Raw genomic sequence first — 13,377 nt, 5'->3', positions numbered from 1 at the left:
CGGAGGAATTGATATGGATCCACAGTATTTTGAAATCTATTCTGAACTCCGTACAACGAAACAAGAGTTATTAAAAAAAATCGAAACAGGAAGTTCCCCGCTGGTTCAACCATATATTGAAGCTGAATTACAAGATATTGATACTGCTATAACAAAAATTGAAAACGGTACATTTGGGACATGTGAAGTTTCTGGTGAATTAATACCTGATGAACTCTTGTCCATTGTCCCGACATTAAAATCAATAGATGATTGTAAGACTCTTCAATATTTGATTCATAAATCAATTTGATAAACCACTGTCGTTTTTTAAAGCAATATGCTAAAATGCAAAGGAGTCTTTTTCTATTATTGGAGGGTACCTTTGTGTTGTTTTATTATGTTATTGCAATCCTAATGATTGCTATTGATCAAGTGACAAAATGGTTAGTTGTTAAAAATATGGAATTAGGTGAAAGTATTACGATCATTGAAGATTTTCTTTATTTAACATCCCATCGTAATCGTGGAGCTGCATGGGGAATATTGGAAGGGCAAATGTGGTTCTTCTATATAATTACTATCATCGTGATTGTAGGTATTGTCTTTTACATGCAAAAGTCTAAAGGTGAAGGTGCTTTATTTAAGTGGGCACTCTCATTAATGCTTGGCGGAGCTATTGGGAATTTTATTGATCGCGTGTTACATCAAGAGGTCGTTGATTTTATTCACTCATATCCTTTTGGATACAACTTTCCCATTTTTAATGTTGCTGACTCATCCCTTGTGATTGGTGTGGGATTATTAATTATACATATGTTTCGTGAAGAGAAAAAAGAAAAGAGGAAAATAAATGCAGAAAGTGGAACACACGGTTCTTGATCATGAAACATCCCAGCGAATTGATAAGGTGCTTTCAACCTTAAATTCTGAATGGTCAAGAACACAGGTTCAACAATGGATAAAAGAAGGACAGGTGCTTGTAAATCAACAGCCTGTAAAAACAAATTATAAGTGTAATGTAAATGATCAGATTGAAATATCCATTCCAGATCCAGAAGTACTTGATGTGATTCCAGAAGAAATGGATTTAGATATTTACTATGAGGATTCGGATGTCATAGTTGTTAATAAACCGAAGGGAATGGTTGTTCACCCTGCAGCGGGTCACATGACGGGTACGTTAGTAAATGGATTAATGGCCCACTGTAAAGATTTATCAGGGATCAATGGTGTATTAAGACCAGGTATCGTTCACCGAATTGATAAAGATACGTCAGGATTATTAATGGTAGCGAAAAATGATCATGCCCATGAACATCTTGTTAATCAATTAGTTGAAAAAACTGTGACACGAAAGTATAAGGCCCTTGTTCATGGAAATATCGGTCATGATTATGGAACGATTGATGCACCCATTGGGAGAGATCCAAAAGACCGGCAAAGTATGACCGTTGTAGAAAATGGAAAGCATGCAGTGACTCATTTTCATGTACTCGAGCGTTTTAATGAATATACATTTGTTGAGTGCCGTTTAGAAACGGGAAGAACTCATCAAATACGAGTACATATGAAATATATCGGTTTCCCTTTAGTAGGTGATCCTAAATATGGTCCACGAAAAACATTGGATATTAATGGACAGGCCTTGCATGCTGCTGTTTTGGGGTTTACCCATCCAACAACAAATGAATACTTAGAGTTTGAGGCACCATTACCAGAAGAATATGAAAGACTAGTGACAACGATTAGAAAAAGTCATTGACAAACTAGTATAAGTACCTTATGATTACATTAATTAAATAAGTCCTTTAAATCAGTCCCGTGAGGCTGAGAAGGAAACGGATCGTTAACTACAAATACGTGATATTTGTAAATAACATTAGAACATGCATTCGTATGCCCTCTTGCCTACACGGTAAGAGGGTTTTTTATTTCTCGATAAAAAGCATACTAATAATGAGGAACTAATCATATGAAAGGGTGGTACTACATGCCTCAAAAGGCGATTGTTCTTGATGAACCAGCAATTAGAAGAGCATTAACAAGGATTGCTCATGAAATTATCGAAAAAAATAAAGGAATTGACCATTTACTACTTGTAGGAATTCGTACAAGGGGAATTTATATTGCGAACCGTTTAGCGGAAAGAATAAAGCAAATTGAAGGAAATAATGTCCCAGTTGGCGATTTGGATATCACATTGTATCGTGATGATTTATCTGTTAAAACAGTAAATCAGGAGCCGCTAGTGAAAGGACTGAATATAGAACATAATATTCAAGATAAAACGGTCATACTAGTCGATGATGTTCTCTATACCGGTAGAACAGTCCGCGCTGCATTAGATGCGCTTATCGATATCGGACGACCAAGTGCCATTCAACTCGCAGTGTTAGTTGATAGGGGTCATCGAGAATTACCAATTAGAGCTGATTATGTTGGGAAAAATATTCCAACGTCCAGTTCGGAAAAAATCGTTGTAGAGTTAAGTGAAGTTGATCAGACTGATCAAGTCAGCATTCATGAAAAATAAAAAAGAATTTCATTCTAAAACAATTGGAGGAAAAACATCTTGAGTAATCAACAACCCGTTTTAGACGTTAAAGATATCCCATCGCCATTTCAGTGGCTAACCTTAAGTTTGCAGCACTTATTTGCCATGTTTGGTGCAACAGTGCTAGTACCAGTATTAGTAGGATTAAGTCCTGCTGTTGCGCTTATTTCAAGTGGGATTGCCACCATTCTATTTCTCATCTTTACAAAATGGCAAGTACCAGCTTATCTTGGTTCATCTTTTGCTTTCATAGCACCGATTATTGCAGCAAAAGCATCTGAAGGTGTTGGTGGAGCAATGATTGGGTGCTTCATGATTGGAATAGTCTACATGATTGTGGCCTTTATTATTAAAATATCCGGTTATCAATGGATCATGAAGCTATTGCCACCTATCGTAGTGGGCCCAGTTATCATGGTAATTGGACTTGCGTTAGCGCCAACTGCTGTAGGAATGGCTATGAATAATCCAGCGGGCGAATATGAATTCCTATACTTTTCAGCTGGACTTGTAACATTAATTGCTACAATTATCTTCTCAGTATTTGCTAAAGGATTTTTAAGTCAAATCTCAATTCTAGTAGGAATTATCATTGGGTATATTTATTCTGTTATCATTGGGATTGTCGATTTTACTCCGGTACTGCAAGCAGGGTGGTTCGAGTGGCCAGATTTTGTAGTTCCTTTTGTCGATTATGAAGTGGTCATTTCAACAGATATCCTTTTGTTAATGGTACCCATTTCAATCGTGACAATTTCCGAACATATTGGACACCAACTAGTTTTAAGTAAAGTAGTAGGAAGAGATTATATAAAAGAACCTGGTCTACATCGTTCCATACTGGGGGATGGACTAGGAACTATGATTTCATCTGTAATGGGTGGACCACCTAAAACAACTTATGGAGAAAATATTGGCGTTTTAGCGATTACAAAGGTCTACAGTGTATATATCATTTTGGGAGCGGCAATCCTCGCCCTAATCTTAGGGTTTGTTGGTAAGATAACAGCTTTAATTAATACAATCCCACAACCAGTAATGGGTGGTGTATCGATCCTTTTATTCGGAATTATTGCATCTTCTGGATTACGAATGTTAATAGATAATAAAGTGGACTTTGGCAAGAATCGCAATTTAGCGATTGCTTCTGTTATCTTAGTCTTAGGAATTGGTGGAGCGTTCATCCAGGTTTGGAACATTCAACTTCAGGGAATGGCATTTGCTGCAATTGCTGGTGTGGTCCTGAATTTAGTTCTTCCAGGTAAAGAGAGAATTGAAGAGGATATCTTTGAAACTCATGTAGATTAAATAAGAGGGGGATGGGATCGTGAATCATTTATTGTCAACCACTTTATTGTCAACTGCTGAAATTCAGACAATCTTAAAAGACGCAAATGACTTTTTCTCAGGTAAACAATGGAATCTTAATCAACAAATGTTTATCGCAAATCTATTTTTCGAACCAAGCACGCGTACAAAATCAAGTTTTGAAATGGCCGAAAGAAAACTTGGGTTAGATGTTATTCCATTTGAAGTAGGTACATCAAGTGTTTTAAAAGGTGAAACTTTGTATGATACGGTAAGAACGCTTGAATCAATTGGCGTAAATGCAGTAGTCATTAGACATGAAAAGGATCGTTATTTTGATGAATTAGTAGATAGGGTAGGAATACCTGTTATCAATGCAGGGGATGGTTGTGGGCATCATCCCACACAATCCCTGCTCGATCTATTTACGATTCAACAAGAGTTTGGAAGATTCGAGGGGCTGAAAGTAGCGATCATTGGTGACATCAGACATAGTCGAGTAGCCCGTTCAAATGCCGATGTTTTAACAAGGTTAGGAGCAAAAGTAGTATTTTCAGGACCAAAGGTTTGGTTTGATGAATCGCTTCTTGAAAATGGAACATATGAGGAGATTGATACCGCAATCGAAACATCAGATGTTGTCATGTTACTCCGGATACAACATGAAAGACATGAGTCAAGCGATGACGCTGTTGAAATGAATTACCATCAAGAATTTGGTTTAACCGTTGAGAGAGAGAAAAGAATGAAACAAAAGAGTATCATTATGCACCCGGCTCCTGTTAATCGAAATGTCGAAATAGCGGATGAATTAGTCGAATGCAAAAGATCCAGAATCTTTACACAAATGAGAAACGGTGTATTTGTACGAATGGCGGTAATTAAACGCGCTTTGGAAAACCAAGGAGGGGGTATCAACCATGTCAATACTAATCAAAAATGGTCAATTGCTTATTAATGGAGAATGGAAAAAAGGAGATTTGTTTATTGAGGAGGACACAATAAAAGAAATCGGTGAAAATTTATTCTACCAAGCAGATAAGACCATTGATGCCCAAGGACTTATCGTGGCACCCGGTTTTATTGACCTTCATGTCCATCTTCGTGAACCAGGGGGAGAGAAAAAGGAAACCATTGAAACAGGTACACTTGCTGCAGCAAAGGGAGGATTTACGACTGTTGCTGCGATGCCAAATACCAGACCAGTACCAGATAATAAAGAGCAATTACAATGGGTACAAAATCGGATAAAAGAAACTGCACATACGAAAGTATTGCCTTATGCCTCCATTACGGTTAGAGAAGCAGGGCAAGAATTAACGAACTTCTCAGAATTGAAAGAAGCAGGTGCCTTTGCCTTAACAGATGACGGTGTGGGAGTACAGTCTGCTGGAATGATGTTAGAAGCGATGAAAAAGGCAGCGGATGTGGGACTTTCTATTGTAGCGCATTGTGAAGATAATAGCTTAATTAATAAAGGTTCTGTTCATGAAGGGACGTTTTCTGAAAAACATGAAATTAACGGAATACCTTCTGTATGTGAATCGGTTCAAATCGCAAGAGATGTTTTGCTAGCTGAAGCGGCAAATTGCCATTATCATGTTTGTCATATTAGTACAAAAGAATCTGTACGGACGGTTAGAGATGCAAAACGTGCGGGTATTAACGTAACCGCTGAAGTGACGCCACACCATTTATTATTGTGTGATGAAGATATTCCAGGACTTGATCCAAATTATAAAATGAATCCTCCATTACGTAGTTCTTCTGATCGTGATGCATTAATTCAAGGCGTTTTAGATGGAACGATCGATTTTATTGCTACAGACCATGCGCCGCATACTAGCGAAGAAAAGGCAGAAGGAATGGTGCTAGCTCCATTTGGCATTGTTGGTTTAGAAACAGCATTCCCTCTTTTATATACTCATCTTGTTGAAAAAGATATTTTATCTATTGAAGAATTAATTGATCTTTTAACGAAAAAACCTGCAGAGACATTTGGCTTACATACTGGGAAGCTTGAGGTCGGTTGTGCTGCGGATATCGTTTTACTAGACTTAAACAAAGAAATAAAGATTGATCCGGAGACATTTTTGTCAAAAGGGAGAAACACTCCATTTGCAGGTTGGCAATGTAAAGGTTGGCCAGTTACAACTATTGTTGATGGCAAAATAGCTTGGGAGAAGGGTCGTGATTTAGTATGAAGAAAAAGCTGATCTTAGAGGATGGTACGATTTTTATAGGGGAATCATTTGGCAGTGAAACGGTTTCGACCGGAGAAATTGTTTTTAACACAGGGATGACTGGTTACCAAGAGATTCTATCCGATCCGTCATATTGTGGACAGATTGTAACATTAACTTATCCTTTAATTGGTAACTACGGTATTAATCGCGATGATTTTGAATCAATAAATCCTGCCATTAATGGTTTTATTGTTAAAGAACTTGCTGATTATCCATCGAATTGGCGCAGTCAATATTCAATAGATGAATTTTTTAAGATGAAAAACATCCCAGGGATTTCAGGGATTGACACAAGAAAACTGACAAGAATTATTCGTAATCACGGGACGTTAAAAGGTGCCATTTGTCATATAAATGAAGATGATGCTGAGGTTCTTGAAAGATTAAGAGCAACCGAAATTCGTCATGATCAAGTGAAGCAAGTATCAACAAAAACAGCCTACCCAAGTCCAGGACGTGGAAGACGAATTGTCGTAGTGGACTACGGTATGAAACACGGGATCTTAAGAGAATTAAATCAACGTGGATGTGACATCATTGTAGTACCATACAATACAACAGCTCAGGAAATCCTACAGTTAAGTCCAGATGGAATCATGCTAACAAATGGACCGGGGGACCCGAAAGATGTTCCGGAAGCTACCAATATGATTAAAGAAGTGCTAGGAAAAGTTCCTTTATTTGGTATCTGTTTAGGTCATCAATTATTTGCTCTTGCTTGTGGTGCCGATACAGTAAAAATGAAATTTGGACATAGAGGTTCTAATCATCCGGTTAAAGATTTGGTCACAGGGAAAGTAGCTTTAACTTCCCAAAATCACGGGTTTACAGTTGATGAAAAAACGATTAAAGAAACGCGATTAGAAGTTACACACATCGCCTTAAATGACGGGACAATTGAAGGTTTAAAACATAAAGATTATCCTGCTTTTACCGTACAATACCATCCAGAAGCATCACCAGGACCTGAAGATGCAAACTATTTGTTTCAACAATTCCTTGAAATGATTGAAATGGCTAAAGGGGAGGAAACATCATATGCCAAAGCGTAATGATATTAATAGTATTTTAGTGATCGGATCAGGACCCATTGTCATTGGGCAAGCAGCAGAGTTTGATTACGCAGGAACACAAGCCTGTATTGCCCTTAGAGAAGAAGGCTATAAAGTAATCCTTGTGAACTCTAATCCAGCAACCATCATGACAGACACTGAGATTGCGGATGCTGTATATATCGAGCCCCTAACATTGGAATTTGTCGAAAGAATTATCCGAAAAGAAAGACCTGATGCATTGTTGCCAACATTAGGTGGTCAAACAGGCTTGAACCTTGCCGTGGAATTAGCTAATTCTGGAATTTTAGAAGAATGTGGTGTAGAAATATTAGGAACGAAACTGTCTGCCATTCAAAAGGCTGAAGACCGTGATTTATTCCGCTCACTTATGAAGGAATTAAATGAACCAGTCCCAGAAAGTGAAATCATTCATAACCTTGACGAAGCGAAATCGTTTGTTGAGGAAATTGGCTATCCTGTGATCGTTCGTCCTGCTTTCACACTTGGTGGTACTGGCGGGGGGATTTGTCACAATGAAGAAGAATTAATAGAAATTGTTTCGAGTGGTTTAAAGTACAGTCCTGTCACACAATGCTTACTTGAGAAAAGCATTGCTGGATTTAAAGAAATTGAATACGAAGTAATGAGAGATAGTAATGATAACGCAATTGTTGTTTGTAATATGGAGAATATTGATCCAGTTGGTGTTCATACAGGGGATTCAATTGTAGTGGCACCTAGTCAAACATTAAGTGATCGTGAATATCAGCTACTTCGTAATGCATCATTAAAAATCATTCGAGCTTTAGAAATTGAAGGTGGCTGTAATGTTCAATTAGCACTTGATCCATATAGCTATGATTACTATATTATTGAGGTAAATCCACGTGTTAGCCGTTCATCTGCCCTTGCCTCAAAGGCTACAGGGTATCCAATTGCTAAACTTGCAGCAAAAATTGCTGTTGGTTTAACACTAGATGAAATGATGAATCCTGTAACAGGAAAGACATATGCGAGCTTCGAACCTGCGCTAGACTATATTGTAACCAAAATTCCACGTTGGCCATTCGATAAATTTGAATCTGCTAACCGACTTCTTGGAACGCAAATGAAAGCAACAGGAGAGGTTATGGCCATTGGAAGAACTTTTGAAGAATCACTTTTAAAAGCAATTCGTTCACTTGAAAGCAATGTCTATCACTTCGCGTTACCAAATGCTGAAGAATTTAATGATGAAACGATTGAAAAAAGAATTCGTAAAGCTGGTGATGAAAGATTATTTTACATTGCTGAAGCTTTACGACGTGGTGTGACCATCGAAACGATTCATGAATGGAGTCAAATTGATTTATTCTTCTTATATAAGATGGAAGGCATTGTTAAGTTTGAAAAGGAACTTTCAAGATTCCCATTTGAAAAGGAATGGGCTTTAAAGGCAAAGCAAAAAGGTTTTTCAGACCAGGCAATCGCAAATGTTTGGGATTCAACTGAAAAAGCAATTTATGCTTGGCGTTCAGAAGAAGGAGTTATTCCAACTTATAAAATGGTTGATACATGCGCAGCAGAATTTGAATCAGAAACACCGTATTTTTACGGAACCTATGAAGATGAAAATGAGTCAATTGTTACAGAACGTGAAAGTGTCGTTGTCCTTGGATCAGGTCCAATTCGGATTGGTCAAGGAGTTGAATTCGATTATGCAACTGTACACAGTGTTTGGGCAATTAAAGAGGCTGGATATGAAGCTATTATTGTGAATAATAATCCTGAAACAGTTTCAACTGATTTCAGTATTTCAGATAAATTATACTTCGAACCCCTGACGATTGAAGATGTTATGCATATTATTGATTTAGAAAAGCCGTTAGGTGTAGTCGTTCAGTTTGGAGGGCAAACAGCTATTAATTTAGCAGCCGGATTAGTTGAGCGCGGAGTGAAAATTTTGGGAACATCACTAGAAGATTTAGACCGCTCCGAAGACCGTGATAAGTTCGAGCAAGCCCTAGTGGAGTTAGAAATTCCAATGCCTAAAGGTAAAACAGCCCTATCTGTTGATGAAGCATTAAGGATCGCTGAAGAAATTGGTTATCCGGTTTTGGTTCGACCTTCTTATGTACTGGGCGGCCGAGCAATGGAAATTGTTCAAAAACAAGAGGAACTCCTTCATTATATGAAGAATGCTGTCAAAATTAATCCAGAACATCCCGTTTTAATAGACCGTTATTTAACAGGAAAAGAAATAGAAGTAGATGCTATTTGTGATGGGGTTGACGTTGTGATCCCTGGAATCATGGAACATATTGAACGTGCTGGTGTTCACTCAGGAGACTCAATTGCAGTTTATCCTCCACAAAGCTTAACCCATGAAATTAAACAAACATTAATTACCTACACTGAGAAATTAGCAAAAGGATTGAATATAAAAGGTTTACTTAATATTCAATATGTTGTTAGCAACAATGAAGTATTCGTTCTTGAGGTAAATCCTCGTTCAAGTCGTACGGTTCCATTCTTAAGTAAAATTACGAATGTGCCAATGGCTAACATTGCAACAAAAGTGATTCTAGGTCAATCATTAGCACAGCAGGGATTTTCATCAGGGCTTGTTCCAGAAAAATCAGGCGTGTATGTGAAGGTTCCAGTCTTTTCATTTGCTAAACTTCGAAATGTAGATATTACTTTAGGACCAGAAATGAAATCTACTGGTGAAGTAATGGGTAAGGATATAACGCTTGAAAAGGCATTATATAAAGGTTTAGTGGCAGCTGGATTCCAAATTCAAAATTTTGGTACCGTATTATTAACGATTGCAGATAAAGATAAACAAGAAGCATTAAATCTGGCCAAACGTTTTTCTGCTATTGGTTATCGCTTGATGGCAACAAGTGGAACAGCAGAATACTTACAAAAGGCTGGAATAAAAGTTAGTGTTGTTGATAAAATCGGCACAGACGGTCCGAACCTCTTAGATGTGATTCGAAACGGCGAAGCCCAGTTTGTTGTGAATACATTCTCAAAAGGTAAACAACCTGAACGTGATGGATTCAGAATCCGTCGCGAAGCAGTTGAAAATGGAGTAGCTTGTTTAACATCACTTGATACGGCAGAGGCTATTTTACAAGTAATTGAATCGATGAACTTCTCAGCCGAAGCAATGGGGAAATCGTCTGAAACGAAGGAGGTCGTTTTTTCATGACCGGTAAAGAATTTTGTACCGTCGTTTCACAAAAACAAATTGCAGAGTCCATATATGAGCTCACCTTAAAAGGTGAGCTTGTTAAGCAAATGAATGAACCAGGTCAATTTGTTCATATCAAAGTTTCGAATGGAGTAGATCCTTTATTACGGCGCCCAATTTCAATTGCGAAAATTGACAAAGACAACCAACAATTTACGATGATTTATCGGGCAGAAGGACATGGAACGAAAATTCTATCAACAAAAATGGTGGGGGAACAACTCGATATTTTAGGTCCTCTTGGTCACGGATTTCCAATTAATGAAATAGAAAAAGATGAAACTGCACTATTAGTTGGTGGTGGAATAGGGGTACCCCCTCTATATGAATTATCTCGTCAACTTGTCAAAAAAGGGGTTCGAGTGATTCACGTTTTAGGATTTCAATCCGAGTCAGCTGTATTTTATGAAAGAGAGTTTACACAACTAGGAGAAACCTATATAGCTACTGTAGACGGTTCTTATGGTGTTAAAGGTTTTGTGACAGATGTAATTGAAGAACGTCAGATCAATTTTGATACCCTTTATTCTTGTGGTCCAACCCCCATGCTTAAAGCTTTAGAAACCAATTTCGCAGATAAAAAGGTTTTTCTCTCATTAGAAGAAAGAATGGGATGTGGAATTGGTGCTTGTTTTGCGTGTGTTTGCCATACGGTCAATCAAGAATCTGGCCATACTTATAAAAAGGTTTGCAGTGATGGTCCAGTATTCAGGGCTGGGGAGGTTATACTATGAGTATGCTTGATGTGAAATTACCTGGATTACATTTAAAAAATCCAATCATGCCAGCATCAGGTTGTTTTGGGTTTGGTCGTGAATTTAGCGAGTTCTATGATTTGAGTCAATTAGGAGCAATTATGATTAAAGCTACAACGGTAGAACCACGTTTTGGTAACCCAACTCCAAGAGTAGCTGAAACCTCTGCGGGAATGCTAAATGCCATTGGACTGCAAAATCCAGGTTTAAATAAAGTGATATCAGAAGAACTTCCATGGTTGAGTCAATTTGATGTCCCAATTATTGCGAATGTAGCAGGTACAACAGAAGAAGATTATGTAGAGGTAGCGAAAGAAATTTCGAAAGCACCTAATGTCCATGCACTTGAATTAAATATCTCGTGTCCCAATGTAAAAGAAGGTGGAATAACATTTGGAACCGTTCCGGAAATTGCAAAGAAATTAACGGAAAAAGTAAAAGCTGTATCACAAGTTCCCGTTTATGTAAAACTGTCTCCGAATGTAACAGATATAGTGGAGATGGCTAAGGCGGTTGAAGCAGGTGGAGCAGATGGAATTACAATGATTAATACCCTCATTGGGATGAGAATTAATATAAAAAATGCACAGCCGGTTATTGCGAATAAAACAGGAGGATTATCAGGACCTGCGGTAAAACCTGTTGCTATTCGTATGATCTATGAGGTCAGTCAACACGTTAATATTCCAATTATCGGCATGGGCGGGGTTCAAAATGCAGAAGATGTTATTGAATATTTCTATGCCGGAGCCAGTGCGGTTGCTGTCGGTACTGCGAATTTTGTCGATCCATTTGTGTGTCCATCCATTATTAATGAGCTACCAGACTTGTTAAATACACTTGGATATGACCATATTTCACAATGTACAGGAAGGAGCTGGAAGTAAATGCAAAGTCCAGTGATTGTTGCTCTTGATTTTTCTTCCAAGCATGAAGTTGCAGAGTTCTTACGTCAATTTAAGGAAGAGAAGCTGTTTGTGAAAGTCGGAATGGAAATTTTTTATCAAGAAGGACCCGCCATTATTTCTGAGATTAAGGAAAAAGGACATTCCATATTTTTAGATTTAAAACTACACGATATCCCAAATACGGTAAAAAGTGCCATGAAAGGGTTAGCCAAACTAGGTTGCGATCTAGTTAATGTACATGCTGCAGGTGGACAAGAGATGATGGAAAGTGCCCTTGAAGGCCTCGAAGCCGGAACAACAAGTGGGGGAAAAAGACCCCTTTGTATCGCTGTAACGCAATTAACAAGTACATCTGAAGAACAAATGAAACGCGAACAGCTGATTTCAGTTCCTCTTCAAGAATCAGTGTTACATTATGCCAGCTTAACAAAAAAATCAGGACTAGATGGGGTTGTATGTTCTTCTCATGAAGTTTCTGCTATACGTAAACATCTAGGAAATGAATTTGTAACGGTGACTCCTGGCATTCGCTTAAAAAATGATGCAGTTGGAGATCAGAAACGGGTGGCAACTCCTGAGTTTGCAAAAAAAGTGGGTGTTTCTTATATGGTAGTGGGTCGTTCTATTACTCGATCCAATGACCCGGTAGAAAGTTATCGAAAGTTTATTAAGGCTTGGGAAGGTGTTTTATAATGAAAAGAGAAATCGCAGAAAGTTTATTAGAAATAAAAGCTGTTACACTTCGTCCAAATGATCCATTTACATGGGCATCTGGCATCCAATCACCCATATATTGTGATAACCGTTTGACACTTTCATATCCTGAAATCAGAAAAAAAATAGCATCTGGGCTCTCACAATTGATTACAGAGAAATTTCCGGATGCGCAAGTTGTAGCAGGAACAGCAACAGCGGGGATTCCGCATGCTGCTTGGGTAAGTGATGTGCTAAATGTGCCAATGTGCTATGTTCGTTCTAAAGCAAAGGGACATGGAAAAGGAAACCAAATTGAAGGAAAAGCAGAAAACGGTCAAAAGGTAGTGGTAGTAGAGGATTTAATTTCAACTGGTGGCAGTGTCATCACTGCTGTTCAAGCTCTCCGCGCTGCTGGTTGTGAAGTATTAGGGGTTGTATCGATTTTTACATATGAGCTAGAAAATGGTCGAGAGCAACTAAGGGAAAACGACATTACTGCTTATTCTTTATCTGATTTTTCAACACTTGTTGAGGTTGCTAGTGAAAAAGGTTATATTGAAAATATCGATATGGAAAAATTAATGGAATGGAGAAAGAATCCATCCCAGTGGGGTAAATAATAAAGAGAAGTCTAA

General features: G+C 38.1%; 12 protein-coding genes and 1 pseudogene. All 13 read left to right on the top strand.

Annotated elements, in window-relative coordinates:
* Window positions 1-13 precede the first annotated feature (13 nt).
* The gene (locus Q5760_RS16555) at window positions 14-292 is read left to right on the top strand and encodes a TraR/DksA family transcriptional regulator (protein ID WP_428908721.1); all 279 of its coding nucleotides are present in this window, start codon (window positions 14-16) and stop codon (window positions 290-292) included.
* Window positions 293-369: 77 nt separating this feature from the next.
* Window positions 370-861: a signal peptidase II gene (gene lspA, locus Q5760_RS16550; RefSeq protein WP_428912614.1), complete on the top strand. Its 492-nt coding sequence runs from the start codon at window positions 370-372 to the stop codon at window positions 859-861.
* Window positions 833-1,744, top strand: coding sequence for an RluA family pseudouridine synthase (locus tag Q5760_RS16545; RefSeq protein WP_428908720.1), 912 nt, complete (start codon window positions 833-835; stop codon window positions 1,742-1,744). Before lspA ends, Q5760_RS16545 begins: the two co-directional genes overlap by 29 nt.
* A gap of 228 nt (window positions 1,745-1,972) precedes the next feature.
* Window positions 1,973-2,515 carry a bifunctional pyr operon transcriptional regulator/uracil phosphoribosyltransferase PyrR gene (gene pyrR / locus Q5760_RS16540; RefSeq protein WP_428912613.1) on the top strand — a complete coding sequence of 181 codons (543 nt, stop codon included), beginning with the start codon at window positions 1,973-1,975 and terminating at the stop codon, window positions 2,513-2,515.
* A 39-nt stretch (window positions 2,516-2,554) separates the two neighbouring features.
* Window positions 2,555-3,844: a uracil-xanthine permease family protein gene (locus tag Q5760_RS16535; RefSeq protein WP_428908719.1), complete on the top strand. Its 1,290-nt coding sequence runs from the start codon at window positions 2,555-2,557 to the stop codon at window positions 3,842-3,844.
* Window positions 3,845-3,863: 19 nt separating this feature from the next.
* Window positions 3,864-4,802, top strand: a complete 939-nt coding sequence (locus tag Q5760_RS16530; protein ID WP_428908718.1) for an aspartate carbamoyltransferase catalytic subunit — start codon at window positions 3,864-3,866, stop codon at window positions 4,800-4,802.
* Window positions 4,765-6,048 (top strand): dihydroorotase, encoded by a 1,284-nt coding sequence (locus Q5760_RS16525; protein ID WP_428908717.1) that lies wholly within the window; start codon window positions 4,765-4,767, stop codon window positions 6,046-6,048. Before Q5760_RS16530 ends, Q5760_RS16525 begins: the two co-directional genes overlap by 38 nt.
* Window positions 6,045-7,162: pseudogene (locus Q5760_RS16520) on the top strand (carbamoyl phosphate synthase small subunit). Before Q5760_RS16525 ends, Q5760_RS16520 begins: the two are co-directional and overlap by 4 nt.
* On the top strand, window positions 7,129-10,341 hold the full coding sequence (gene carB / locus Q5760_RS16515) for a carbamoyl-phosphate synthase large subunit (RefSeq protein WP_428908716.1): 3,213 nt from the start codon (window positions 7,129-7,131) through the stop codon (window positions 10,339-10,341). Before Q5760_RS16520 ends, carB begins: the two are co-directional and overlap by 34 nt.
* On the top strand, window positions 10,338-11,117 hold the full coding sequence (locus tag Q5760_RS16510) for a dihydroorotate dehydrogenase electron transfer subunit (protein ID WP_428908715.1): 780 nt from the start codon (window positions 10,338-10,340) through the stop codon (window positions 11,115-11,117). The genes carB and Q5760_RS16510 overlap by 4 nt, the downstream gene beginning before the upstream one ends.
* On the top strand, window positions 11,114-12,025 hold the full coding sequence (locus tag Q5760_RS16505) for a dihydroorotate dehydrogenase (RefSeq protein WP_428908714.1): 912 nt from the start codon (window positions 11,114-11,116) through the stop codon (window positions 12,023-12,025). The genes Q5760_RS16510 and Q5760_RS16505 overlap by 4 nt, the downstream gene beginning before the upstream one ends.
* Window positions 12,026-12,739, top strand: a complete 714-nt coding sequence (pyrF, locus tag Q5760_RS16500) for an orotidine-5'-phosphate decarboxylase (protein WP_428908713.1) — start codon at window positions 12,026-12,028, stop codon at window positions 12,737-12,739.
* Window positions 12,739-13,362, top strand: a complete 624-nt coding sequence (gene pyrE / locus Q5760_RS16495) for an orotate phosphoribosyltransferase (RefSeq protein WP_428908712.1) — start codon at window positions 12,739-12,741, stop codon at window positions 13,360-13,362. Before pyrF ends, pyrE begins: the two co-directional genes overlap by 1 nt.
* The last annotated feature ends 15 nt before the right edge of the window (window positions 13,363-13,377 follow it).

The organism is Niallia sp. Kr1, assembly GCF_050389805.1.
Taxonomy (GTDB): domain Bacteria; phylum Bacillota; class Bacilli; order Bacillales; family Cytobacillaceae; genus Bacillus_BD.
This window is presented reverse-complemented; position numbering and strand designations above follow the sequence as displayed.

Bases quoted from the DNA above. Each gene is read 5' to 3' on its own strand.
- Q5760_RS16555 (WP_428908721.1), top strand. From the start codon at position 14: ATGGATCCACAGTATTTTGAAATCTATTCTGAACTCCGTACAACGAAA.
- Q5760_RS16545 (WP_428908720.1), top strand. From the start codon at position 833: ATGCAGAAAGTGGAACACACGGTTCTTGATCATGAAACATCCCAGCGA.
- pyrR (WP_428912613.1), top strand. From the start codon at position 1,973: ATGCCTCAAAAGGCGATTGTTCTTGATGAACCAGCAATTAGAAGAGCA.
- Q5760_RS16525 (WP_428908717.1), top strand. From the start codon at position 4,765: ATGTCAATACTAATCAAAAATGGTCAATTGCTTATTAATGGAGAATGG.
- carB (WP_428908716.1), top strand. From the start codon at position 7,129: ATGCCAAAGCGTAATGATATTAATAGTATTTTAGTGATCGGATCAGGA.
- Q5760_RS16510 (WP_428908715.1), top strand. From the start codon at position 10,338: ATGACCGGTAAAGAATTTTGTACCGTCGTTTCACAAAAACAAATTGCA.
- Q5760_RS16505 (WP_428908714.1), top strand. From the start codon at position 11,114: ATGAGTATGCTTGATGTGAAATTACCTGGATTACATTTAAAAAATCCA.
- pyrF (WP_428908713.1), top strand. From the start codon at position 12,026: ATGCAAAGTCCAGTGATTGTTGCTCTTGATTTTTCTTCCAAGCATGAA.
- pyrE (WP_428908712.1), top strand. From the start codon at position 12,739: ATGAAAAGAGAAATCGCAGAAAGTTTATTAGAAATAAAAGCTGTTACA.